The sequence below is a fragment of the Streptomyces sp. NEAU-W12 genome (genome assembly GCF_026242095.1).
Classification (GTDB): Bacteria; Actinomycetota; Actinomycetes; order Streptomycetales; family Streptomycetaceae; genus Streptomyces.
Genome location: NZ_JAPJDM010000003.1, coordinates 100,147 through 123,159, shown reverse-complemented (window position 1 = coordinate 123,159; position 23,013 = coordinate 100,147). Strand labels below are relative to the sequence as shown.

Annotated in this window: 22 protein-coding genes; 16 read left to right on the top strand and 6 right to left on the bottom strand. The window is 71.9% G+C overall.

Annotated features, from left to right (window positions below; translation table 11 throughout):
- The first annotated feature begins 93 nt into the window (after window positions 1–93).
- Window positions 94–1,122 (top strand): SMP-30/gluconolactonase/LRE family protein, encoded by a 1,029-nt coding sequence (locus ORI94_RS04805; protein ID WP_266072762.1) that lies wholly within the window; start codon window positions 94–96, stop codon window positions 1,120–1,122.
- A gap of 22 nt (window positions 1,123–1,144) precedes the next feature.
- On the opposite strand, the gene ORI94_RS04800 is transcribed toward ORI94_RS04805, so the two are convergent.
- Together ORI94_RS04800 and ORI94_RS04795 are read right to left on the bottom strand one after the other, a co-directional pair.
- A complete protein-coding gene (locus ORI94_RS04800; RefSeq protein ID WP_266072761.1) occupies window positions 1,145–1,738 on the bottom strand; it encodes a TetR/AcrR family transcriptional regulator in 594 nt (197 codons plus the stop codon).
- Between the two features lie 44 nt (window positions 1,739–1,782).
- On the bottom strand, window positions 1,783–2,442 hold the full coding sequence (locus ORI94_RS04795) for a pirin family protein (RefSeq protein WP_266072759.1): 660 nt from the start codon (window positions 2,440–2,442) through the stop codon (window positions 1,783–1,785).
- 103 nt (window positions 2,443–2,545) lie between these two features.
- Between ORI94_RS04795 and fasR the strand changes: the two genes are divergently transcribed.
- The 5 genes from fasR (at window position 2,546) to ORI94_RS04770 (ending at window position 7,546) form a co-directional block, all read left to right on the top strand.
- Window positions 2,546–3,751 carry a fatty acid biosynthesis transcriptional regulator FasR gene (fasR, locus tag ORI94_RS04790; protein WP_266072757.1) on the top strand — a complete coding sequence of 402 codons (1,206 nt, stop codon included), beginning with the start codon at window positions 2,546–2,548 and terminating at the stop codon, window positions 3,749–3,751.
- A gap of 89 nt (window positions 3,752–3,840) precedes the next feature.
- Complete coding sequence (locus ORI94_RS04785; RefSeq protein ID WP_266072755.1) at window positions 3,841–4,785, top strand: ACP S-malonyltransferase; 945 nt, start codon at window positions 3,841–3,843, stop codon at window positions 4,783–4,785.
- Window positions 4,786–4,807: 22 nt separating this feature from the next.
- Window positions 4,808–5,839 (top strand): ketoacyl-ACP synthase III, encoded by a 1,032-nt coding sequence (locus ORI94_RS04780; protein ID WP_266072753.1) that lies wholly within the window; start codon window positions 4,808–4,810, stop codon window positions 5,837–5,839.
- 101 nt (window positions 5,840–5,940) lie between these two features.
- Window positions 5,941–6,189 carry an acyl carrier protein gene (locus ORI94_RS04775; RefSeq protein ID WP_004988657.1) on the top strand — a complete coding sequence of 83 codons (249 nt, stop codon included), beginning with the start codon at window positions 5,941–5,943 and terminating at the stop codon, window positions 6,187–6,189.
- A gap of 85 nt (window positions 6,190–6,274) precedes the next feature.
- Complete coding sequence (locus ORI94_RS04770; protein ID WP_266072745.1) at window positions 6,275–7,546, top strand: beta-ketoacyl-[acyl-carrier-protein] synthase family protein; 1,272 nt, start codon at window positions 6,275–6,277, stop codon at window positions 7,544–7,546.
- Window positions 7,547–7,661: 115 nt separating this feature from the next.
- Here the strand turns inward: ORI94_RS04770 and ORI94_RS04765 are convergent, their stop codons facing one another.
- Window positions 7,662–8,156, bottom strand: coding sequence for a DUF3145 domain-containing protein (locus ORI94_RS04765; RefSeq protein ID WP_266072743.1), 495 nt, complete (start codon window positions 8,154–8,156; stop codon window positions 7,662–7,664).
- Window positions 8,157–8,481: 325 nt separating this feature from the next.
- Between ORI94_RS04765 and ORI94_RS04760 the strand changes: the two genes are divergently transcribed.
- Together ORI94_RS04760 and ORI94_RS04755 are read left to right on the top strand one after the other, a co-directional pair.
- On the top strand, window positions 8,482–9,402 hold the full coding sequence (locus tag ORI94_RS04760) for an SGNH/GDSL hydrolase family protein (protein WP_266072741.1): 921 nt from the start codon (window positions 8,482–8,484) through the stop codon (window positions 9,400–9,402).
- Window positions 9,403–9,417: 15 nt separating this feature from the next.
- On the top strand, window positions 9,418–10,392 hold the full coding sequence (locus ORI94_RS04755; protein WP_266072739.1) for an aldose epimerase family protein: 975 nt from the start codon (window positions 9,418–9,420) through the stop codon (window positions 10,390–10,392).
- Between the two features lie 212 nt (window positions 10,393–10,604).
- Here ORI94_RS04755 and ORI94_RS04750 read toward each other — a convergent pair whose 3' ends face one another.
- Together ORI94_RS04750 and ORI94_RS04745 are read right to left on the bottom strand one after the other, a co-directional pair.
- Entirely contained in the window at window positions 10,605–11,429 is an 825-nt protein-coding gene (locus ORI94_RS04750; protein WP_266073215.1) for an EI24 domain-containing protein, read from the bottom strand.
- Window positions 11,430–11,509: 80 nt separating this feature from the next.
- On the bottom strand, window positions 11,510–12,532 hold the full coding sequence (locus tag ORI94_RS04745; RefSeq protein ID WP_266072737.1) for an NADP-dependent oxidoreductase: 1,023 nt from the start codon (window positions 12,530–12,532) through the stop codon (window positions 11,510–11,512).
- Between the two features lie 92 nt (window positions 12,533–12,624).
- On the opposite strand from ORI94_RS04745, the gene ORI94_RS04740 reads away from it, so the two are divergent.
- Window positions 12,625–13,092: a MarR family winged helix-turn-helix transcriptional regulator gene (locus ORI94_RS04740; RefSeq protein ID WP_266072735.1), complete on the top strand. Its 468-nt coding sequence runs from the start codon at window positions 12,625–12,627 to the stop codon at window positions 13,090–13,092.
- A gap of 7 nt (window positions 13,093–13,099) precedes the next feature.
- Here the strand turns inward: ORI94_RS04740 and ORI94_RS04735 are convergent, their stop codons facing one another.
- Window positions 13,100–13,615: a hypothetical protein gene (locus tag ORI94_RS04735; RefSeq protein ID WP_266072733.1), complete on the bottom strand. Its 516-nt coding sequence runs from the start codon at window positions 13,613–13,615 to the stop codon at window positions 13,100–13,102.
- 666 nt (window positions 13,616–14,281) lie between these two features.
- Between ORI94_RS04735 and ORI94_RS04730 the strand changes: the two genes are divergently transcribed.
- The 7 genes from ORI94_RS04730 to ORI94_RS04700 all read left to right on the top strand — a co-directional run bounded on the left by ORI94_RS04730 (window position 14,282) and on the right by ORI94_RS04700 (window position 22,984).
- The gene (locus tag ORI94_RS04730; protein ID WP_266072731.1) at window positions 14,282–15,445 is read left to right on the top strand and encodes a mandelate racemase/muconate lactonizing enzyme family protein; all 1,164 of its coding nucleotides are present in this window, start codon (window positions 14,282–14,284) and stop codon (window positions 15,443–15,445) included.
- Entirely contained in the window at window positions 15,442–16,479 is a 1,038-nt protein-coding gene (locus ORI94_RS04725; protein ID WP_266072729.1) for a zinc-dependent alcohol dehydrogenase, read from the top strand. Before ORI94_RS04730 ends, ORI94_RS04725 begins: the two co-directional genes overlap by 4 nt.
- Before the next feature lie 139 nt (window positions 16,480–16,618).
- Window positions 16,619–17,587 (top strand): hypothetical protein, encoded by a 969-nt coding sequence (locus ORI94_RS04720; protein ID WP_266072728.1) that lies wholly within the window; start codon window positions 16,619–16,621, stop codon window positions 17,585–17,587.
- A 202-nt stretch (window positions 17,588–17,789) separates the two neighbouring features.
- Window positions 17,790–18,902, top strand: a complete 1,113-nt coding sequence (chvE, locus tag ORI94_RS04715; RefSeq protein ID WP_266072726.1) for a multiple monosaccharide ABC transporter substrate-binding protein — start codon at window positions 17,790–17,792, stop codon at window positions 18,900–18,902.
- A gap of 58 nt (window positions 18,903–18,960) precedes the next feature.
- Window positions 18,961–20,511, top strand: coding sequence for a multiple monosaccharide ABC transporter ATP-binding protein (mmsA, locus tag ORI94_RS04710; RefSeq protein WP_266072724.1), 1,551 nt, complete (start codon window positions 18,961–18,963; stop codon window positions 20,509–20,511).
- Window positions 20,508–21,752, top strand: coding sequence for a multiple monosaccharide ABC transporter permease (mmsB, locus tag ORI94_RS04705; protein ID WP_266072722.1), 1,245 nt, complete (start codon window positions 20,508–20,510; stop codon window positions 21,750–21,752). The genes mmsA and mmsB overlap by 4 nt, the downstream gene beginning before the upstream one ends.
- A 53-nt stretch (window positions 21,753–21,805) precedes the next feature.
- Window positions 21,806–22,984 (top strand): aldose epimerase family protein, encoded by a 1,179-nt coding sequence (locus tag ORI94_RS04700; RefSeq protein ID WP_266072720.1) that lies wholly within the window; start codon window positions 21,806–21,808, stop codon window positions 22,982–22,984.
- The last annotated feature ends 29 nt before the right edge of the window (window positions 22,985–23,013 follow it).

Genomic DNA, 23,013 nt, shown 5'->3' with positions numbered 1-23,013 from the left:
CGGACGCGCAGTGGCGCGTACCGACCCGTCTCCGCCTCACTGCCGCCGGCACCTCCCGCCCCACCCCCGCAGCCGACAGGAAGAGTGACCCCCGTGCGACGACTCCCCCTCCGTTCCCTCGCCGTGCTCGCCACCGTCGGCTCCCTCGCCCTCACCGGCTGCGGCACGCAGACCGGTGGCGCCGGCGGGCCGACGGCCGGGGCGCCCGGTGCGGGCGGCCGGACCCTGCGCGCGCAGCAGGTGATGCAGCTGACCGAGGTGCACGAACAGACCGGGATGACACTGCTGGAGGGGCCGGTCTTCGGCGCGGACGGCGGTCTGTTCGTCGTCGACGTCACCGCGCCCGAGGGCGAGCCGAAGGTGATGCGGGTCGACGTCCGCAGGAAGACGAAGCGGGCCGTCCACACCGACGGGCGCGGGGCCTACACCTCCGCGCAGTTCAGCCCGTACGACGGGCGGCTCTACCTGACCGACTTCGCCCACGGGGAGGTGGTCAGCCTGGACCCGGACGGCAGCGACCCGCGGACCTTCTTCTCCGGTGAGGTCGACGGAGCCCCGATGAACCCCGACGACCTCGCCTTCGACGAGGACGGCCACCTGTACGTCAGCGACTCGCGCGGCCTGACCGAGGGCCGGGCGCTCGGCCGTGTGGTGCGGATCGACCGCGACGGCGGGCAGGCCACCGTCCTGGCCGACAAGCTGGCCGCGACGAACGGGATCTCCTTCGACGCGGAGTACCGCGGGCTGTGGTTCAGCGAACTGACGGAGAACCGGATCTCCTACCTCCCCGTCGGCGGCAGGGGCGGGGTCACCGCCCGGCACACCGCGATCCGGGTCGACGGCGGGATCGCGCAGACCGACTCGATCGCGGTGGACGCGGACGGCAACCTCTACCAGGGGCTGCACGGCCGGCCCGCGATGGCCGTGTACGACCGGCACGGTGAGCGGCTGGCGACGGTCGAGGTGCCCGCGCGTGCCGCCGAGGGCCTCGAGTCGGCGACGAACGTGGCGATCACGCCCGGCGGGACCAGGGCGTACATGACCGTCAGCGGGCCCGCGGGCGGGTACCTCTACACCTTCGACGCGCTGGCGGAAGGCACCCGGCAGTCCAACGGCGGCTGACGCTCCCGGCCGGAAAGACCCTCTACCCGTAGAAGGGCCGCACCGGTCCCACCTCGACGCCGAGGAGCCGCCAGGCCGCCAGCGCCCTGCGCTCCCGCTCCTCGTGGGAGGGGCCGGTGACGGCGCCGGAGACCATGGCGACGGCGAGCATGAGGTCGTCCGCCGTGGCCAGCCGGTGGCCGGCGTCCGGCAGGTGTGCGCGCAGGGCGTGTTCGACCCGCCGGGACAGGGCCAGGGCGTGGGCGCGGACGGCGGAGCGGTGGTCCGACCCGTCGGCGTGCAGGAGGCCGATGAACGCCGCCGACTCCTTCAGGTGCCAGGTCAGCACCCCGAGCACGCCGGCGAGGGTCGCGTCCTCGGCCTCGGCCGCCTGTTCGATCTCCCGGACGTTCTCCTCCAGTACGGCGGTCGTCACCGCGGCCCGGTCGGGGAAGTGCCGGTACAGGACGCCCTGTCCGACCCCGGCGCGGCGCGCGATCGCGGACAGCGGGGCGTCCAGACCGTGCTCCGCGTAGATCTCCCGGGCGGCGGTGACCAGCGCGGCACGGTTGCGGGCGGCGGCCTTCGGCCCGTCGTTCGCGGGCCGCCGCTGGTCCGGCACGGGGTGCTGCGTCATCCCGGCAGGGTACGGCAGCGCCCGCCCGGCACCACGGAGCCGGTTCACGCGCCGCGCATCTCCCACAGCAGCAGCTCGGCCCCGGTCACCGCGACCGCTTCGGCGTCCTCGGTGTCCGTGAGGCGGGCCGCGTCACCCGGCCCCAGCCGGGCCCCGTCCAGCAGCACCTCACCGCGCACCACATGGGCGTACACGTACGCGGCGTCCGGCAGGGCGGTCCGCTCCCCCGCCGCCGGCCGGCGGACGTGGAGCACGGCGCCCGCCTCGGGGAGGGCGTACGGGGTGGAGTCGGCGATGCCGCGGACGACCTCGTAGAAGGGGTCGCCGCCGGGTTCCAGCGGGGCCAGCCACATCTGGAGGAAGGTCAGGGGCCCGGGGCCGTCGTTGCGTTCCACGTGCCGCACGCCGGACGCGGCGCTCAGCCGCTGCACGTCGCCGGGCCGGACGACGCTCTCGTGGCCGGCGGAGTCGCGGTGGGTCAGTTCGCCCTCCACCACCCACGTCACGATCTCGGTGTGGCGGTGCGGATGCTCGTCGAAGCCGGCGCCGGGGGCCAGCCGCTCCTCGTTGCAGGCGACCACCGCGCCGAAGCGGAGGTTGTCGGGGTCGTAGTGGGGGCCGAAGGAGAAGGCGTGCCGGCTCTCGATGCCGGCCGCCGGATCGCCGCCCTGGAAGCGCCCGTGCGCGCGCCGTAGGTCCGTCACGCCGTCCACGGTAGTCCCGACGCGGGACTCCCGGTCCCGGCGGGAGACCTCGCGGCAGACCCGGCGACGTGTCCCGGCGTCCGGATGAGGCAGTCTTGTCACCGTGCCCGAACCCGAAACCAGCAAGCCCGAGACCCCGGTAGGCCCCGTCCACCCGCATCCCGCGACGCTGAAGCGGCTGGAGAGATCGTCCGGCCACCTCGCCGCGCAGGCGATCCTGCGGATGGACGAGACGCTGCCCTGGTACCGGGCGATGCCCCCGGAGAACCGTTCCTGGATCGGGTTGGTCGCCCAGGCGGGCATCGCCGCCTTCACCGAGTGGTTCCGGCGCCCGGACGCGCCGCAGGCCATCTCCACCGACGTCTTCGGGACGGCGCCGCGCGAGCTGACCCGGGCCATCACGCTGCGGCAGACCGTGGAGATGGTGCGCACCACCATCGAGGTCATGGAGAGCGCCATCGACGAGGTGGCCGCGCCGGGCGACGAGTCGGTGCTGCGCGAGGCGCTGCTGGTGTACGCGCGGGAGATCGCGTTCGCCACCGCGCAGGTGTACGCGCAGGCCGCCGAGGCACGGGGTGCCTGGGACGCGCGGCTGGAGTCCCTGGTCGTGAACGCGGTGCTCAGCGGCGAGGCCGACGAGGGTGCCGTGTCCCGGGCCGCCGCCCTGGGGTGGAACTCGCCGGAGCACGTGTGCGTGCTGCTCGGCACCGCGCCCAACGGCGACTCGGAACTGACCGTGGAGGCGATCCGGCGGGCCGCCCGGCACGCCAAGCTCCAGGTGCTGACGGGGGTGCTCGGAGACCGGCTGGTGGTGATCGCGGGCGGCAGCGACAACCCGCTGGCCGTCGCCAAGTCACTGATCGGGCCGTACGCGCAGGGGCCGGTGGTGGCGGGGCCGGTGGTGCCGGACCTCCAGGCGGCGACCCGGTCAGCACAGGCCGCCGCGGCGGGCCTGAAGGCGTGTTCCGCCTGGGAGGACGCGCCGCGTCCGGTGCTGGCCGACGATCTGCTGCCGGAGCGGGCGATCGCCGGTGATCCCGCGGCCCGCGAGCAGTTGGTGGAGGAGATCTACAGACCGCTGGAGGAGGCCGGGGCCGCACTGCTGGAGACGCTCAGCGTCTATCTGGAGCAGGCGAGCAGCCTCGAGGGGGCCGCACGGATGCTGTTCGTGCACCCCAATACCGTGCGTTACCGGCTCCGACGTGTGACAGACGTCACCGGATGGTCACCCTCCGATGTACGCTCTGCGTTCACACTGCGGATCGCACTCATCCTGGGGCGCCTGGCCGACGGCGATCTTCAGCTCTAGCTCCTTGTCGGGGTTCCACAAAACCCCCTCGTGTTCTTGGTCCCTGTCCCCACGGGCGGCTTCGGCCGTCGTCAAGAGAGAGTGTGAGAGTGCTCGTACTCGTCGCTCCCGGCCAGGGCGCTCAGGCGCCCGGCTTCCTGACTGAATGGCTCGACCTTCCCGGTGCCGCGGACCGCGTCGCCGGCTGGTCCGACGCCATCGGACTCGACCTCGCCCACTACGGCACCGAGGCCGACGCGGACGCGATCCGCGACACGGCCGTCGCCCAGCCGCTGCTGGTCGCGGCCGGGCTGCTGTCCGTCTCGGCACTGGGTGCCGGTGCGGCCGACGCCGCCTCGGCGGTGGCGCGGATCGCGCCCGGCGCGGTCGCCGGTCACAGCGTCGGCGAGTTCACCGCGGCCGCGTTCGCGGGGGTCCTCGACGACACGGCCGCGCTGAGCCTGGTCCGCAGGCGGGGGTTGGCCATGGCCGACGCCGCCGCGGTCACCGAGACCGGGATGGCGGCGCTGCTCGGCGGCGACCCGGACGTCACCGTGGCGCACCTGGAGAAGCTGGGGCTGACCCCGGCGAACGTCAACGGCGCGGGCCAGATCGTGGCGGCCGGCACCAGGGAGCAGCTGGCGGCGCTGGAGGCGGACAGGCCCGAGGGCGTGCGCAAGGTCGTCGCGCTCAAGGTGGCCGGCGCCTTCCACACCCACCACATGTCTCCCGCGGTCGACACGCTGGCGAAGGCGGCCGAGGACCTGGCGCCGGGCGACCCGAAGGCCGTGTACGTGTCGAACAAGGACGGCGCGACGGTCGCGACCGGTGCCGGGGTGCTGGAGCGCCTGGTCGGCCAGGTGGCGAACCCGGTCCGCTGGGACCTGTGCATGGAGACGTTCAAGGAGCTCGGGGTGACCGCGCTGATCGAGGTGTGCCCCGGGGGAACCCTGACCGGCCTCGCCAGGCGTGCGCTGCCCGGTGTGAAGACGCTGGCCCTGAAGAGTCCCGCCGACCTCGACGCCGCCCGCGAGCTCGTCTCCGAGCACGTCTGACGCCCCAAGGAGCAGAATCCGCATGGCGAAGATCAAGCCCGCGAAGGGCGCCCCGTACGCCCGCATCCTGGGTGTGGGCGGGTACCGGCCCACCCGGATCGTGCCGAACGAGGTGATCCTGGAGACGATCGACTCGTCCGACGAGTGGATCCGCTCGCGTTCCGGCATCGAGACCCGGCACTGGGCGTCGCCCGAGGAGACCGTCGCGGCGATGTCCGTCGAGGCGTCGGGCAAGGCGATCGCGGAGGCGGGCATCGACGCCGAGCAGATCGGCGCCGTGGTCGTCTCGACCGTGTCGCACTTCAAGCAGACCCCGGCCGTGGCCACGGAGATCGCCGACCTGCTGGGCACGGACAAGGCCGCCGCCTTCGACATCTCGGCCGGCTGCGCGGGCTTCGGCTACGGCCTCACCCTCGCCAAGGGCATGGTGGTGGAGGGTTCCGCCGAGTACGTGCTCGTCATCGGCGTGGAGCGGCTGAGCGACCTGACCGACCTGGAGGACCGGGCCACCGCCTTCCTGTTCGGTGACGGCGCGGGCGCGGTCGTCGTCGGCCCGTCCGGGGAGCCCGCGATCGGCCCGACCGTGTGGGGGTCGGAGGGCGACAAGTCCGAGACGATCAAGCAGACGGTGGCGTGGGACCGCTTCCGGACCGGCGACGTCTCCGAGCTGCCCCTCGACAGCGCGGGCAACGTGAAGTTCCCCGCGATCACCCAGGAGGGCCAGGCGGTCTTCCGCTGGGCCGTGTTCGAGATGGCGAAGGTCGCCCAGCAGGCGCTGGACACGGCCGGGATCACCTCGGACGAGCTGGACGTCTTCATCCCGCACCAGGCCAACGTGCGGATCATCGACTCGATGGTGAAGACCCTCAAACTGCCGGAGCACGTCACGGTCGCCCGTGACGTCCGTACCACCGGCAACACCTCGGCCGCCTCGATCCCGCTCGCGATGGAGCGGCTCCTGGCGACCGGCGAGGCGAAGAGCGGCGACACCGCGCTCGTCATCGGCTTCGGGGCGGGTCTCGCTTACGCCGCAACGGTCGTTACCCTCCCCTAGGCACTCCGTGCCGGATCACCCCGGTCCGGTACGGGAACCGCACCACCTGCCGCTGTCGCGGCAGGCGCCACACCCTCAGGAACCACAGCGAAGGAGCCATCATGGCCGCCACTCAGGAAGAGATCGTCGCCGGTCTCGCGGAGATCGTGAACGAGATCGCCGGCATCCCGGTTGAGGACGTCCAGCTGGACAAGTCCTTCACCGACGACCTGGACGTCGACTCGCTGTCCATGGTCGAGGTCGTCGTCGCCGCCGAAGAGCGCTTCGACGTCAAGATCCCGGACGACGACGTCAAGAACCTCAAGACGGTCGGCGACGCGACCGAGTACATCCTCAAGCACCAGGCCTGAGCAACGCTCGGGCCGGGAGCCCCGGCCCCGCCACCCGGCGGTGGCGCCGTACGAATCCTCGTAATCCGTTGGAGAAAGAATTCCGATGAGCTCGACCAATCGCACCGTGGTCGTCACCGGTATCGGCGCAACCACACCGCTGGGTGGCGACGCGGCCTCGACCTGGGAGGGTCTGGTCGCCGGACGCTCCGGCGTCAAGGCCCTGACAGAGGAGTGGGCCGCCGACCAGGCGGTCCGTATCGCGGCCCGCGTGGCCGTGGAGCCCACCGAGACCATCCCGAGGCCGCAGGCCCGCCGCCTGGACCGCTCGGCGCAGTTCGCGCTGGTCGCGGCGAAGGAGGCGTGGGCCGACGCCGGCTTCGAGGGCAGGGCCGGTGAGGACCCGAAGGTCGCCCCGGACCGGCTCGGCACGGTCATCGCCTCCGGCATCGGCGGCGTGACGACCCTGCTGGACCAGTACGACGTGCTGAAGGAGAAGGGCGTCCGCCGCGTCTCCCCGCACACCGTCCCCATGCTGATGCCGAACGGCCCGTCGGCCAACGTCGGCCTGCTCGTGGGCGCCCGGGCGGGCGTGCACACGCCCGTCTCCGCCTGCGCGTCGGGCGCGGAGGCCATCGGCTACGGCATCGAGATGATCCGTACCGGCCGCGCCGACGTCGTCGTCGCGGGGGGCACGGAGGCGGCGATCCACCCGCTGCCGATCGCCGCGTTCGGCAACATGATGGCGATGTCCAAGAACAACGACGACCCGCAGGGCGCCTCGCGTCCCTACGACGTCGGCCGGGACGGCTTCGTCCTCGGCGAGGGCGCGGGTGTGATCGTCCTGGAGTCCGCCGAGCACGCCGCGGCGCGCGGTGCCCGCGTCTACGCGGAGGCGGTCGGCCAGGGTGTCTCGGCCGACGGCCACGACATCGTGCAGCCGGAGCCGGAGGGCCGCGGCATCTCGCACGCCCTGCAGAACCTGCTGGACGCCACCGACCTGGCGCCGTCCGAGATCGTGCACGTCAACGCGCACGCCACCTCGACGCCGGCCGGTGACATCGCCGAGCTGAAGGCGCTGCGCAAGGTGTTCGGCGACGACGTCGACCACATGGCGGTCTCCGCGACCAAGTCGATGACCGGGCACCTGCTCGGCGGTGCCGGTGGCGTGGAGTCGGTGGCGACGGTGCTCGCGCTGTACCACCGGGTGGCTCCGCCGACCATCAACGTCGACACCATCGACCCCGAGGCCGAGGCGAACGCGGACGTGGTCCGCGGCGAGGCGCGCAAGCTGCCCGTCGAGGGCCGCATCGCCGCCCTCAACGACTCGTTCGGGTTCGGCGGGCACAACGTGGTGCTGGCGTTCCGGTCGGTCTGACCGGCGCCGGTGCGCCCCGTGCGCAGGTGAGAAGGGCCCCACCTCACGAGGTGGGGCCCTTCGGCGTGCCGGAGGGGGCGGGAGACGCGGTGCGGGGCACGCGGTACGGCTGTGGTCAGACCACCTGGTGGAGCCAGCGGACCGGGGCGCCCTCGCCCGCGTAGCGGAAGGGTTCCAGTTCGTCGTCCCAGGGCTTGCCGAGGAGCTTGGCGATCTCGGCCTCCAGGTCGGTCCCGTCGTGCTGGGACCTGACCAGGGCGGCGCGCAGCCGGTCCTCGGGGATCATGATGTCGCCGTGCATGCCGGTGACGGCGTGGAAGATGCCGAGGTCGGGGGTGCAGCTGTAGCGCTCGCCCTCGGCGGTGGGGCAGGGCTCCGAGGTGACCTCGAAGCGCAGCAGCTGCCAGTCGCGCAGCGCGGAGGCGAGCTTGGAGGCGGTGCCCGCCTGGCCCTTCCAGGAGAACTCCGAGCGCCAGGTGCCGGGGGCGGCGGGCTGCCGGATCCAGTCCAGGCCGACGCGCACGCCGAGCACCCCCGCGACGGCCCACTCGACGTGTGGGCACAGCGCGCGCGGCGCGGAGTGCACGTACAGGACTCCACGTGTCGTCACCGGAACCTCCGGACAGAGCGGGACAGGTCGGAAAGGGCCGATCAGCGGGGGCCGGGAGGCCCGTTGTGGCCGAGGCTACCGCGTGGTGGGGGAAGGAGTGTGACGTACCGTCCGTCCAGGTGCCCGGAAACTTCCGCCATTCACCCGGCAGGACGACAACCCCGGGGATGCCGCCTGTCGGATCGCGCGGGCCGTGCCGGGGGCGCCGCCGTGGCGGGGGCGCCGTTCGGGTGAGCCGGCCGGGGCGGACGGCCGGGCAGGCGGGAACTCCCGTGCGTTGTTATGCATGGGGGACGGTGACGACGACGTGCGGGGAGGCTGCGGGATGGACCAGGGGACGCGGTGGAGGGGGCCCGGGCGCGGCCGTTCGCGGGCCGTGCTCGCCGTGGTGGCGGCCACCGTGCTGGGGGCCGCCGGCTGCGACGCCGTCGGCGGCGGCCGGGCCGCTCCGTCCGGCGCCGGGGAGAAGAAGGCCGCGCCGGCCCCGTCGCCCACACCGGTCTGGGACACCAGCCCCGCCTCCGTGGCCGCAGTGGGCGATTCGATCACGACCGGTTTCGACGCGTGCTCGGTGCTGGCGGACTGTCCCGAGGTGTCGTGGGCGACGGGCAGCAGCGAGAAGGTCGACAGTCTGGCGGTGCGGCTGCTGGGTCCGTCGGGGGCGGCCGAGCGGAGCTGGAACTACGCGGTCACCGGGGCGCGGATGGCGGACCTGCCCGGTCAGATGGCCCGGGCGGTGACCCGCGCGCCGGAGTTGGTGGCGGTGATGGCCGGGGCGAACGACGCCTGCCGGGCCACGACGTCGGCGATGACGCCGGTGGCCGACTTCCGCGCGGACTTCGAGGACGCGATAGGAACCCTGCGCAGGGCACTGCCCAAGGCCCAGGTGTACGTGGCGAGCGTGCCGGACCTGAAGCGGCTGTGGTCGCAGGGGCGGACCAGCGAGACGGGCAAGCAGGTGTGGAAGCTCGGCATCTGTCCGTCGATGCTGGGCGATCCGGACGCCCTGGACGCGGCGGCGAACGAGCGGCGCGAGACGGTGCGGGGCCGGGTGGAGGAGTACAACAGGGCGCTGGAGGAGGTCTGTGCCGCGGACGAGCGGTGCCGCTACGACGGCGGGGCGGTGTACGCGTACAGGTTCGGCACCGCGCAGCTGAGCCGCTGGGACTGGTTCCACCCCGGCGTCGACGGTCAGGCGAGGCTGGCGGAGATCGCCCACCGTACGGTCACGGCGGCGAAGCCGTGACCTATTGTTTCGCACATGAACGAACTCTTCGGCACACTTTCCGACGGCACCCCGGTGCACCGCTGGACCCTGGAACGGGCCGGCGTACGGGTACGGGTCCTGTCGTACGGAGGGATCGTGCAGGCCGTCGAGGTGCCGGACCGTCAGGGGCGGTCCCGGAACGTGGTGCTGGGCTTCCCCGGCCTGGACGGCTATCTCGCCCATCCGGAGCCGTACCTGGGCGCCGTGGTCGGGCGGTACGCCAACCGCATCGCGGGCGCCCGCTTCACGCTGGACGGCCGGGTCCACACGCTCGCGGCGAACAACGGGCCGAACTCGCTGCACGGCGGTGAACGCGGCTTCGACAAGCGCGTGTGGGACGTGACGCCGGTCGCGCACGGTCTGCGCCTCACCCTGGCCTCCGCGCACGGCGAGGAGGGCTTCCCCGGCCGCCTGGAGATGTCGGTGACGTACACGCTGGACGAACGGGGCGCCCTGGGGATCGTGTACGAGGCGGTGACGGACGCGCCGACGGTCGTGAACCCGACGAACCACTCGTACTGGAACCTGGCCGGCTCCGGCAGCGCGGCCGGGCACGAACTGCGGCTCGCCGCCTCCCGGTTCACGCCCGTCGACGCGGATCTGATCCCGGACGGCGACCACCGGGATGTGACCGGCACCCGCTTCGACTTCCGCGGGGCACGCAGGACGGGCACCGGGTACGACCACAATCTCGTGCTCGACAAGGGCGTGACGCCGACGCCGGTGGAGGTCGCCGAGCTGTACGACCCGGCGTCCGGGCGGGTGCTCACGGTGGCGACCACCGAACCCGGGATGCAGCTCTACACCGCCGACCACATCGGGGAGCCCTTCGCTCCCGGCGCCGGCATCGCGCTGGAGACGCAGCACTTCCCCGACTCCCCGAACCGGCCCGACTTCCCGTGCACGGTCCTGCGGCCGGGCGGGACGTTCCGCTCGGAGACGGTGTACGGCTTCGCCGTGCGGCCGTAGCGGGACACCCGGGGAGACGCGCGTGAGCCCCGGTCCGGGGTCAGGGTCCCGGACCGGGGCTGCTCACGGGGAGGAATACCCCGGCCTGCGAAAGCTACCCCGGTCCAGGCGTCCGTTCTCGCGGTGCTCCCGCGGTCCGTGATCGAGCACTCGGTCAGGAGTTCGTACGAACCCTTCGCAAAGGACCACGAAGCGGTCGCCGCGCGGCACGCTCAGTGTCCGTCCCGGCGGATGATCGGCGGGGGCTGCTGCGACGGCGCCACGGGCGCCTTGGCGCCGTTGGCGTCCCTGGTCTCCTCGCCGAGCAGGTCGCGCGCCATGAGGGTGGCGCCCGCGACCGCGCCCGGCATCAGGAAGACGGCGACGAACGGGACGAGGAAGGCCAGCGCCAGCGGCGTGCCGAAGCCCCAGACGAGGGTCTTGCGACCCCGCAGCAGGGTCAGCCGCGCCCGCAGCTCGACCCCGCGCCGCTGCAGGGCCACCGCCGTCAGCTCCTCGGTGAGGAAGAACCCGGTGACCATGAGCCCGATCACCGGCACGACGGTCTGCCCGGCGAGCGGGACGAACCCGAGCCCGAAGAGCAGCACCGCCCAGAGCAGGGCCCGTACGACGATGCGGAGGCTGTCCCGGGCGGAGATCCACAGCTCCCGCCACAGCGGCAGGTCGGACTCGGGGGCGGTGCCGTCGGGCGAGACGTCCCGGTCGACCTCCTCGGAGAGGCTGTCGTAGAAGGGCTGGCCGATGAGCAGCGTCACCGCGGTGAAGGTGATGACGGAGAGCAGCAGGCCGAGCGCGAAGAGGAGGACGGTGAGCAGGCCGCGGAACAGGCCGGGCCAGGGGTCGGCCCAGTCGTCGGCGAACGGTGTCGCCCAGTCGACGAAGTCCGCTCCCCACACGGCCAGCGCGACCAGCGCCGCCGCGTAGAGCACCAGCGTGATCAGCCCCGGCAGCAGGCCGAACCCGTACTGCCTGCCGTGCCGGGCCACCCATCGCTGGCCCTTCAGGAGATACCGGAAGCCCACCCCAAGATCGCCCAGGGGGTAATGATAGCGGCCCGGCGCCGGCGTGTCGTCGGCCGGCGGTGCGGTCTCCCCGGACCGCCGGCCGACGGGCGGTGTCAGAGCTTGACGACCATCTTTCCGGTGTTGTCGCCGCGCAGGACGCCGAGGAACGCCTCGAGGGTGTTCTCGATGCCCTCGGCGACGGTCTCCCGGTACTTGAGCTCGCCGGAGGCGACCCAGGGCCCGACCTCCCGCACGAACTCCGGCTGGAGGTCGTAGTGGTCCCCCACCAGGAAGCCCTCGACGCGGCCCCGGGTCTGGATGAGACGGGCGAGGTTGCGCGGGCCCGGCGCCGGTTCCGTGTTGTTGTAGACGGAGATCATCCCGCACACGGCGATCCGCCCTCCCCGGTTCAGCGAGCCGATCGCGGCCTCCAGGTGCTCCCCGCCGACGTTGTCGAAGTAGACGTCGATGCCGTCCGGCGCGGCCTCACGCAGCTGCCGGCCCACCGGGCCGCTCTTGTAGTTGAAGGCCGCGTCGAATCCGTACTCCTCGAGGAGCAGCGCGACCTTCTCGTCGGAGCCGGCGGAGCCGATCACGCGCGCGGCCCCCTTGAGCTTCGCGAGCTGCCCCACCTGGCTGCCGACGGCGCCGGCGGCCCCGGAGACGAAGACGGTGTCGCCCTCCTTGAAGGCGGCGGTGCGCAGCAGTCCCGCGTAGGCGGTGAGCCCGGTCATGCCCAGCACGCCCAGGTAGGTGGAGAGCGGCGCGGCCTGCGCGTCCACCGCGACGGCGCCCCCGGCGTCCACCAGCGCGTACTCGCGCCAGCCGAGGCCGTGCAGCACGTGGTCGCCGACGGCCAGTCCTTCCGCGCGGGAGGCGACGACCTCGCCGACGGCACCGCCCTGCATGGCCTCGCCCAGCGCGTACGGCGCCGCGTAGGACTTGGCGTCACTCATCCGGCCGCGCATGTAGGGGTCCACGGAGAGGTACGTGTTCCGCACCAGCACCTGGCCCTCCCCCGGGGTGGGGATCTCTGCCTCGACCAGGGCGAAGTCCTCGGGCTTCGGCCAGCCGACGGGCCGGCTCGCCAGGTGCCATTCGCGGCCGGTGGCGGGGAGTGCGGAGGTGTCGGACATGGGGTGGAGCCTCTCCTCGAAGTGTTTCATTACCTGAAACAACCATGCAGCTGAATATTTCAGGATGTCAAGCATGTGGGTACCCTGGGGGCATGGCCGCCACACCCGGTTCACCCCACCGCCCCGACGCCCTGACGCTGGAGGTCGTCGACCTCATCGGCTCGGTGGTGGCCCGCTACCACGAGGAGTACGAGGAGGCTGCGGCCGGACACACGCTCACCGGCGCACAGGCCCGCCTCCTGAGCCTGCTCTGCCTGGAGCCCCTGCCGATGCGGAAGCTCGCCCACCGCCTGAAGTGCGAGCCGTCGAACGTCACCGGGATCGTCGACCGCCTGGAGTCCCGCGGTCTGGTCGAGCGCCGGCCGGACCCGGCGGACCGCCGTGTGAAGGTGGCGGCGGCGACGGAGGAGGGCCGCAGGGTGGCCCGCGGCCTGCGCGAGTCGCTGCGCTTCGCCCGCGAGCCGCTGGCGGCCCTCACGGAGGAGCAGCGCCGTTCGCTGCGCGACACCCTGCGGGCGATGCTGGACACCGAAGGGGCGGTGCCCGAAGGCCGGGAGTGAGCGGCCGTCAGGCGCACCACCACAGGAAGCGTTCGCAGGTCCGGGAGGGCTCCGGTTCCGGCTCCGTGGCGGTCGGGGCCGGGTCGTCCGGGGTGTCCGGCCGGGCCGGGGGCTCCTGCGGCCCGGCCGCCGTCGGGCCGGCCGGGGCGGTGTCCACGGGCGCCGGGGGCCTCGCCCCACCGGACTCCTCCTCCGCCTGCGCGGATCCCTCCCCGGCCGGTGACTCCGAGGCCGGTGACTCCGAGGCCGGTGACTCCGAGGCCGGTGACTCCGAGGCCGGTGACTCCGAGGCCGGTGACTCCGAGGCCGACGGCGAGCCGGACTCCTCCGGTGAGGGGGACGTCACGGGTGTCCCCGCGCCCGCGTCCGGAGCGCCGCTCGGCTGCGGTGCCGGCTCGACCTCGGACGCCCCGCCGTCCGGCGTCTCGTCCCCGACCACCGTCGGCTCGGACTGCCTCCCGGGCGTGTCCAGCCCCAGCTCCGCGAGGCTCAACGCGCCCACGGCCAGGACTGATCCCGCCACGACCAGCAGCGACCGACGCCGCCGCCTGCGGTGCGCCGCGGCCTTGCGGTCCCGGCGGCTCGCACCCGCTCCCGGATCTTCGTCCGCGACCGCCGTGCCCGCGGGCGGAGCGGTCCGGCCCCCGGGCACGGCGGTCGCGGGGTCCTCGTCCTGCCGCCTCCCGGGCCCGGCGGGCCCGCCGGTGCCACCGGCCCCGCCCGCCCCCACGGCCCGCTCCGGGTCCGGCTCGGGTTCGCGGTCCGGCCGGACTCCGGGTTCCGGCTCCGCCGCCCGCCCGGGTTCCGGCAAGCCGCTCCCGTGGACCGCCGCCGAAGAGGCGCCCGGAGCCTCCGGGCCGGCCGGGAGGCTCCCGACGGGAGTGCCGCACCCAGGGCATGCGAGGGCGCCGTTGAGGTGCCTTCGGCACGGGTGGCAGTAATCCATGACGCGGGAAGACTAGGTTCCGCTCACGCCCGGTTCCTAGAGCGGAACGTAAAGGTTTGGTAGAGGCGCACGCCCATTGGTTTCGAAACTGTCGAAACCGTTATGCGCGCGACCCATTGACACGTCCACCGCGCCGTCCTTACTGTCACGCCAGCATTTCGAACGTGTGACGAAATACCGAACACGTCGCACCGCAACACCGACAGGCCGCAGGGTCCACCAACACAACGAGGGGCAACGTCCGTGCGTATCACCGGAATCAGCACACATGTCGTCGGGACGCCGTGGCGCAACCTGACGTACGTCCAGGTGCACACCGACGAGGGGCTCACGGGAGTCGGCGAGACCCGGATGCTGGGCCACACCGACGCCCTCGTGGGTTATCTGAAGGAAGCCGAGGCCAACCACATTCTCGGCTCGGACCCGTTCGCTGTCGAGGACCTGGTCCGCCGGATGAAGTACGGCGACTACGGCCGTGCCGGGGAGATCGTGATGTCCGGTATCGCCGTCGTCGAGATGGCCTGCTGGGACATCAAGGGCAAGGCCCTCGGCGTCCCCGTCTGGCAGCTGCTCGGCGGCAGGGTGACCGACAAGGTCAAGGCGTACGCCAACGGCTGGTACACCACGGAGCGCACCCCGGAGGCGTACCACAAGGCCGCGCAGACGGTGATGGAGCGCGGCTACCGGGCTCTGAAGATCGACCCGTTCGGTACCGGGCACTTCGAGCTCGACCACAAGGAGAGCCTGTACGCCGTCTCCCTGATCGAGGCGGTGCGCGACGCCATCGGCCCCGAGGCCGAGCTGATGCTGGAGATGCACGGCCGCTTCTCCCCCGCCACCGCCGTCCGGCTGGCCAAGGACCTGGCTCCCTTCAAGCCGGCCTGGCTGGAGGAGCCGGTCCCGCCGGAGAACCTCAAGGCGCTGGAGAAGGTCGCCGCCAAGGTCGACATCCCGGTCGCCACCGGTGAGCGCATCCACGACCGCATCGAGTTCCGTGAGCTGTTCGAGAGCCAGGCCGTCGACATCCTGCAGCCGGACGTCGGCCACATCGGCGGCATCTGGGAGACCCGCAAGCTCGCCGCGACCGCCGAGACCCACTACATGCTGGTCGCGCCGCACAACGTCGGCGGCCCGGTGCTCACCGCCGCGTCCCTCCAGGTCGGCTTCACCTCACCGAACTTCAAGATCCTGGAGCACTTCAACGACTTCGCCGACGCGGAGATCAAGAAGGTCGTCAAGGGCGCACCGCAGGTGAACCCCGAGGACGGCTGCTTCCACCTCTCCGACGCCCCCGGCCTCGGCGTGGAACTGGACGTCGACGCGGCGGCCGAGTTCCCGCAGCAGCAGGCCCGCTTCGACCTGTGGGCCGAGGGCTGGGAGCAGCGCAGGCCCAAGGGCACGCAGTGACCGGCCCCACGGCCGGGGCCGCGGGCGCGTCCTTCGGGGCCGTCGTCGTCGAAGGCCCCGGCACGCACCGCCTCGTCGCCCACGAACCGCGCGATCCCGGCCCCGGCGAGGCCCTGGTCCGGGTGCACGCGAGCGGCATCTGCGGCAGTGACCGGGAGGTGTACCAGGGCAACCGCCCCGAGGGGTACGTGCGCTACCCGCTCACCCCGGGCCACGAGTGGTCCGGGACCGTGGAGCGGGTGGGCGCGGGCGTGCCGGCATCGCTCACCGGCCGCAAGGTCGTCGGCGAGGGCTTCCGGAACTGCCAGGTGTGCGACCGCTGTCACGCCGGTGAGACGACGCTGTGCTCGGCGGGCTACGAGGAGACCGGGTTCACCCAGCCGGGGGCGATGGCCGCCACCCTGACCCTCCCGGCCCGGCTGCTGCACGTCCTGCCGGACGACGCCGACCTCACCGCGGCGGCACTGCTGGAGCCGGCGGCCTGCATCGCCGCCGCCGCGCTCAAGGCGAACACCGTGCCCGGTGAGCGGGTCGCCGTGGTCGGTACGGGCACCCTCGGCATGTTCGCGGTGCAGTTCCTGCGCGCGAACTCCCCGGCCGAACTCCTGGTCGTCGGCACCCGCGACGACCGCGAGGAACTGTCCCGCCGCTACGGCGCCACCGCCTTCCGCACCAAGGACCAGCCGCTCCCGGACGACTTCGACGTGGTGATCGAGACCGCAGGCTCCGCCGACGCGGCCCGCACGGCCGCCGCGCTGCTGAGGCGCGGCGGGCGGCTCGTCCTGACGGGCATCCCGGCGCCGGGCGCGGACGGTCTCGACCCGACGGACCTGGTCGTACGGCAACTGGAGGTGCACACCGTCTTCGGGGCGCCGCCGGACGCCTGGGCGCACACGGTGCGGGTGTTCGCCGCCGGGCTGCTCGACCCGCGGCCACTGGTCACGCACGAGCTGCCGCTGGCCGGGTTCTCGGAGGCCATCGAGCTGGTGGGGTCCGGCGACCCGAAGGTGGGCAAGGTCCTGCTGCGCCCGTAGGGCCCCGCCGGTACGCGCGGGCGGGGCCCGTTCACCGGCCCCGCACCGGCGCACACGGTGCCCCTCCGGCTCCCCGCCCCGCCCGGCCCCTCGCCAGGGCCGCACACTTCGTCCGACATACCGAACAAAAGGACATCTTGTGACCGACGCTTCCGCCAAGGCAGTCCGCAGGCCCGGTGAGCAGGCGCTCACCACGCTCGGTCTGGGCGCGCCCGCCCCCGACCCCGCCGACGCCTCGCCGCACTCCTTCCCCGACGGCGGCCGCTGGCGCACCGAGGTTCCCTCCTGCGAGGGGCCCGAGGCGCTGGCGGTGGTCCTGAAGGAAGCCTCCCGACTGGACGTGCCGATCCACCGGATCAGCCAGGGCAGCGGCGTCTGGATGCTGACCGACGCCGAGATCACCGAGATGGTCGAGGCCACCGCCGAACGGGACATCGAGCTCTGCCTGTTCACCGGCCCGCGCGGCACCTGGGACATCGGCGGCTCCACCCGCAGCGACTCGCGCGGCGCCGGACTGCGCGCCCGGGGCCACGACGCGGTCGCCGGCTGCGTCGAAGACGCCGTGCGGGCGACGGAGCTGGGCGTCAAGTGCCTGCTCGTCGCCGACGAGGGGGTGCTGTGGACGCTGCACCGGGCACGGACGGCCGGGATCATCCCGCAGGACACCACGCTGAAGCTCTCGGCCCTCGTCGGACCGGTCAACCCGGCCTCGTACGCGGTCTACGAGCAGCTCGGCGCCGACTCGATCAACGTGCCGAGCGACCTGACGCTCGATCACCTCACCGAGATCAGACGGGTCTCGGCCGCTCCGATGGACATGTACATCGAGGCCCCCGACGACCTCGGCGGCTACGTCCGGATGTACGAGGTGGCCGAACTGATCCGGCGCGGCGCGCCGCTGTACCTGAAGTTCGGCCTGTCCAAGGCGCCCGGGATCTACCCGTACGGGCACCACATGCGGGACGTCACGCTGACGAGCGCCAAGGAGCGGGTGCGGCGCGGCCGGCTCGCCCTGGACCTGCTCGCCCGCCACGGCGCGGACCGCGACATGGACCCGATCGGTTCACGGCTCCCGGGGAAGCTGCACAGGTTCGCCATCCCGTCATAACGTTCCGGGAACGCGGCTTCACAGAAGCAGACACAGCCGCGCACAATCCCACACACCCCTAGTCGGTCCCCTCCGGCGCCCTCCTCGCACCGCGTCCCCCCGCACCTCTCCCCCCGGCCCGCCCTTCGTCGCCGAACACCTCACCCCACAGGTGAGTTCGCACCTCCGGACCGTCACCGCACCCACATCAAGGATGATGATCATGCGTAACCGCAGAGCCGCCCTCGCCGCCGTAGCCACCGCCGCGTCCCTCGCCCTCACCCTGTCCGCCTGCGGCCAGAGCAGCGAGGGCGGCAGCGAGGAGGACAAGTCGGGCTCCGAGGGGGCCACCGTCGGCATCGCGATGCCGACCAAGTCCTCCGAGCGCTGGATAGCCGACGGTGACAACGTCGTCAAGAACCTGGAGTCCAAGGGCTACGAGACCAAGCTGGTCTTCGGCGAGGACGACCCGGACCAGCAGGTCGCCCAGGTCGAGAACCTGATCACGCAGGGCGTCGAGGCGCTCATCGTCGCGGCCATCGACAACAAGTCGCTGAACAACGTCCTGCAGCAGGCCAAGGACGCCGACATCCCGGTGATCTCCTACGACCGCCTGATCCTCGGCACGGAGAACGTCGACTACTACGCCTCGTTCGACAACGAGAAGGTCGGCGAGCTCCAGGGCGACTACATCGTCGACAAGCTCGGCCTGAAGGACGGCAGCGAGAAGGGCCCCTTCAACATCGAGCTGTTCGCCGGCTCCAACGACGACAACAACACCCGCTACTTCTTCCAGGGCGCGATGAACGTCCTGCAGCCGTACATCGACAAGAAGCAGCTCGTCGTCCGGTCCGGCCAGACCGAGCTGAACCAGGTCACCACCCTGCGCTGGGACGGCGGCACCGCCCAGAAGCGCATGGACGACATCCTGACCTCGTCCTACAAGAGCGAGGCGGTCGACGCGGTCCTCTCCCCCTACGACGGCATCTCCATCGGCATCCTGTCGGCGCTGAAGTCGGACGACTACGGCTCCAAGAACAAGCCGCTGCCGATCGTCACCGGCCAGGACGCCGAGGTCGCCTCGGTGAAGTCGATCATCTCCGACCAGCAGGCCATGACCGTCTACAAGGACACCCGTGAGCTCGCCAAGGTCGCCACGAACATGGTCGACGCGCTCCTGACGGACAAGGAGCCCGAGGTCAACGACACCGAGACCTACGACAACGGGGCGAAGGTCGTGCCGGCCTACCTGCTGGAGCCGGTCGCCGTGGACAAGGCCAACTACCAGGAGACCGTCGTCGACTCCGGCTACGTCAAGGAGAGCGACCTCAAGTAAGCGGCCCCCGCAGGCGACCCAACCACCGCCGCACCCCTACGGATTGGAAGGCACGACCATGGCGGGACCCGTCCTGGAAATGCGCTCGATCGTCAAGACCTTTCCCGGCGTCAAGGCGCTGTCGGACGTCACCCTGACCGTCCAGCAGGGCGAGGTCCACGCCATCTGCGGCGAGAACGGCGCCGGCAAGTCGACCCTCATGAAGGTCCTCTCCGGCGTCCACCCGCACGGCACCTACGAGGGGGAGGTCCTCTTCGAGGAGGGCCTCTGCCGGTTCAAGGACATCAGGGCCAGCGAGGAACAGGGCATCGTCATCATCCACCAGGAGCTCGCCCTGGTCCCCTACCTCTCCCTCGCGGAGAACATCTTCCTCGGCAACGAGCACGCCAAGCGCGGCCGCATCGACTGGCACGAGACGCTGCGGCACGCGACCGAGCTGCTGCGCCGGGTGGGGCTCGACGACCACCCGGACACCCGGGTCGCCGACATCGGCGTGGGCAAGCAGCAGCTGGTGGAGATCGCGAAGGCGCTGTCGAAGAAGGTCAAGCTGCTCATCCTCGACGAGCCGACCGCAGCGCTCAACGACGAGGACAGCGGCAAGCTGCTCGACCTGATCCTCCAGCTGAAGGACCAGGGCATCACCTCGATCATCATCTCCCACAAGCTGAACGAGATCCGCAGGGTCGCCGACTCGGTGACGATCCTGCGGGACGGGCGGACCATCGAGACGCTCGACGTGAAGGCCGCGGAGACCACCGAGGACCGGATCATCAGCGGCATGGTCGGCCGCGACCTGGAACACCGTTTCCCGGAGCGGACCCCGCACCACCCGGAGGAGGGCACGGCCCCGGCCCTCGAGGTGCGCAACTGGACCGTGCACCACCCGATCGACCAGCAGCGCAAGGTCGTCGACGACGTGTCGCTGGAGGCCCGGCGCGGCGAGATCGTCGGCATCGCCGGTCTGATGGGCGCCGGCCGCACCGAGCTGGCGATGAGCCTGTTCGGCCGCACCTACGGCCGGTACGCGGGCGGCACCGTCCTGCGGGACGGCAGGGAGATCCGGACCAAGTCCGTCCCCGAGGCGGTGCGGCACGGCATCGCGTACGTCACCGAGGACCGCAAGCACTACGGCCTGAACCTCATCGACACCATCAACCGCAACATCTCGCTCAGCGCGCTGGGCAAGGTGGCCAAGCGGGGGATCGTCGACGAGCACGAGGAGCGCCAGGTCGCCGAGGGCTTCCGCACGTCCATGAACATCAAGGCGCCGACGGTCTTCGAACCGGTGGGCAAGCTGTCCGGCGGCAACCAGCAGAAGGTCGTCCTCAGCAAGTGGATCTTCGCCGGTCCCGAGGTGCTGATCCTGGACGAGCCGACGCGCGGTATCGACGTCGGCGCCAAGTACGAGATCTACACGGTCATCGACCAACTGGCCGCCCAGGGCAAGGCGGTCGTCTTCATCTCCTCCGAGCTGCCCGAACTGCTCGGCATGTGCGACCGCATCTACACGATGGCCGCCGGACGGCTGACCGGGGAGTTCTCGCGGGCCGAGGCCTCCCAGGAATCGCTGATGCGTCAGATGACGAAGGACAAAGAGGTAACCCGATGAGCACGGATGTCACCGACAAGACCCCGGCCGCCGCGCCGCCGGGCAAGAACGGGGCGGGCACCGGTGACGGCCTGCTCCAGCTGATGCTGGACGGCATGCGCCGCAACATGCGCCAGTACGGCATGCTGATCGCGCTGGGCCTGATCGTGGTGCTGTTCGCGGTGTGGACCGAGGGCGACCTGCTGCTGCCGCGCAACGTGTCCAACCTGGTGCTGCAGAACAGCTACATCCTGATCCTGGCGATCGGCATGATGCTGGTCATCATCGCCGGCCACATCGACCTGTCGGTCGGCTCGCTGACGGCGTTCGTCGGCTCGATGGCCGCCGTGTTCATGGTCCGCAACGACCTGCCCTGGCCCGTCGCGGTGCTGCTGTGCCTGGCCGTGGGCGCGATCGCGGGCGCGGTGCAGGGGTGGTTCATCGCGTACGGCGGGCTACCGTCGTTCATCGTGACCCTGGCGGGCATGCTGACCTTCCGCGGTCTGACCGAGATCTTCCTCGACGGCCAGACCCTCGGCCCGTTCCCGAAGGGGCTGCAGACCACGGCCAACGGCTTCCTGCCCGAGGTCGGCCCGAACACGAACTACCACAACCTCACCCTGTTGCTCGGCTTCGGACTCATCGCCCTCGTGGTGTTCCAGGAGATCCGCGACCGGCGCCGCCAGCAGGAGTTCGCCCTCGACGTCCTGCCCGCCAAGCTGTTCCTGCTGAAGCTGGTGGCGCTCACCGCCGCCATCCTCACCGTCACGCTGCTGCTGGCCAGCTACAAGGGCGCCCCGATCGTGCTGCTGATCCTCGGCGCGCTGCTCGTCGGCTTCGGCTACGTGATGCGCAACGCCGTCATCGGCCGCCACATCTACGCCATCGGCGGCAACCTGCCCGCGGCCAAGCTGTCGGGCGTGCGGGACAAGAAGGTCACCTTCCTGGTCTTCCTGAACATGGGCATGCTCGCGGCCCTGGCGGGCCTGGTCTTCGCCGCCCGCTTCAACGCGGCCTCGCCCAAGGCCGGCCTCAACTTCGAACTCGAGGCCATCGCGGCCGCGTTCATCGGCGGCGCGTCGATGAGCGGCGGTGTCGGCACCGTGCTCGGCGCGATCATCGGCGGCCTGGTCCTGGGTGTGCTGAACAACGGTATGAACCTCGTCGGCGTCGGCACCGACTGGCAGCAGGTCATCAAGGGCCTGGTGCTCCTGGCGGCGGTCGGCTTCGACGTGTGGAACAAGCGCAAGGTCGGTTCGTAAGTCAGCCTGGGCCCCGCCGGAAGGCGGGGCCCTTTCCTCGAGGGAGCCTGATAGTGGAACTGAACAGACGCACGGTCATCGCCGGAGCGGCGGCCGCGGCCGCCGGAGTCGCCGCCACGACCGGTGGGACGGCGCACGCCTCGGGCAGCGGCCGGGGCGCGGGTGCGGGCGGCGGCAGGAGGCCCGTACGGACGCTCTTCGGCACGCTCGCGGACGGCACGAAGGTGCACAGCTGGTCGCTGGCCAACGGCGGGACCCGGCTGAAGGTCCTGTCCTACGGCGGCATCGTCCAGTCCCTGGAGATCCCCGACCGCCGGGGCCGCCACGCCAACGTCTCGCTCGGCTTCGACACCGTCGAGGAGTACGTGGCGTCCAGCCCGTACTTCGGCGCCCTGATCGGCCGCTACGGCAACCGGATCGCCAAGGGCCGCTTCACCCTCGACGGCACGGCCCACCAGCTGTCCGTCAACGACGGTGCCAACAGTCTGCACGGGGGCGCCCAGGGCTTCGACAAGCGGGTCTGGGACGTCGAGCCGTTCGCCGAGGGATCCGACGTCGGACTGCGCCTGTCCTACGTCAGCGCCGACGGCGAGATGGGCTACCCGGGCACCCTGCGGACGAAGGTGACGTACACCCTCACCCGGCACGGCGACTGGCGCGTCGACTACGCGGCCACCACCGACCGGGCCACCGTCGTCAACCTCACCAGCCACGTCTACTGGAACCTCGCCGGCGAGAGCAGCGGTTCGATCAACGACCACGAGCTGACCATCGCCGCCCACCGTTACACACCGGTCGACGCCGGGCTGATCCCCACCGGCGAACTGGCCCGGGTCGGCGGCACCCCGTTCGACTTCCGCAGCGCCAAGCCGGTCGGCCGGGACCTCCGCGTCGCGCACCAGCAGGTGCTGTACGGGCAGGGGTTCGACCACAACTGGGTGCTCGACAAGGGTGTCACCGCGCGCCCCGGGCACGCCGCGACCCTGCGCGACCCGTCCTCCGGCCGCACCCTGCGGATCGCCACCACCGAGCCCGGCCTGCAGTTCTACTCCGGGAACTTCCTCGACGGCACCCTCGTCGGCACCGGTGGGCGGGTCTACCGCCAGGGCGACGGGCTGTGCCTGGAGACCCAGCACTTCCCGGACGCGCCGAACCAGCCGGCGTTCCCGTCGACCGTGCTGCGTCCGGGCGAGACGTACCGGACGACGACGGTGCACTCGTTCGGCACCTGAGCCACGGGCGCCGTCCGGGGGACCTCGCG

What these genes read in the sequence shown, in the direction of transcription:
- ORI94_RS04740 (WP_266072735.1), top strand. Translation starts at nt 12,625, where the DNA reads ATGGCCGCCACACCCGGTTCACCCCACCGCCCCGACGCCCTGACGCTG.
- ORI94_RS04780 (WP_266072753.1), top strand. Translation starts at nt 4,808, where the DNA reads ATGGCGAAGATCAAGCCCGCGAAGGGCGCCCCGTACGCCCGCATCCTG.
- mmsB (WP_266072722.1), top strand. Translation starts at nt 20,508, where the DNA reads ATGAGCACGGATGTCACCGACAAGACCCCGGCCGCCGCGCCGCCGGGC.
- ORI94_RS04800 (WP_266072761.1), bottom strand. Translation starts at nt 1,738, where the DNA reads ATGACGCAGCACCCCGTGCCGGACCAGCGGCGGCCCGCGAACGACGGG.
- ORI94_RS04770 (WP_266072745.1), top strand. Translation starts at nt 6,275, where the DNA reads ATGAGCTCGACCAATCGCACCGTGGTCGTCACCGGTATCGGCGCAACC.
- ORI94_RS04755 (WP_266072739.1), top strand. Translation starts at nt 9,418, where the DNA reads ATGAACGAACTCTTCGGCACACTTTCCGACGGCACCCCGGTGCACCGC.
- chvE (WP_266072726.1), top strand. Translation starts at nt 17,790, where the DNA reads ATGCGTAACCGCAGAGCCGCCCTCGCCGCCGTAGCCACCGCCGCGTCC.
- ORI94_RS04760 (WP_266072741.1), top strand. Translation starts at nt 8,482, where the DNA reads ATGGACCAGGGGACGCGGTGGAGGGGGCCCGGGCGCGGCCGTTCGCGG.
- ORI94_RS04745 (WP_266072737.1), bottom strand. Translation starts at nt 12,532, where the DNA reads ATGTCCGACACCTCCGCACTCCCCGCCACCGGCCGCGAATGGCACCTG.
- ORI94_RS04775 (WP_004988657.1), top strand. Translation starts at nt 5,941, where the DNA reads ATGGCCGCCACTCAGGAAGAGATCGTCGCCGGTCTCGCGGAGATCGTG.
- mmsA (WP_266072724.1), top strand. Translation starts at nt 18,961, where the DNA reads ATGGCGGGACCCGTCCTGGAAATGCGCTCGATCGTCAAGACCTTTCCC.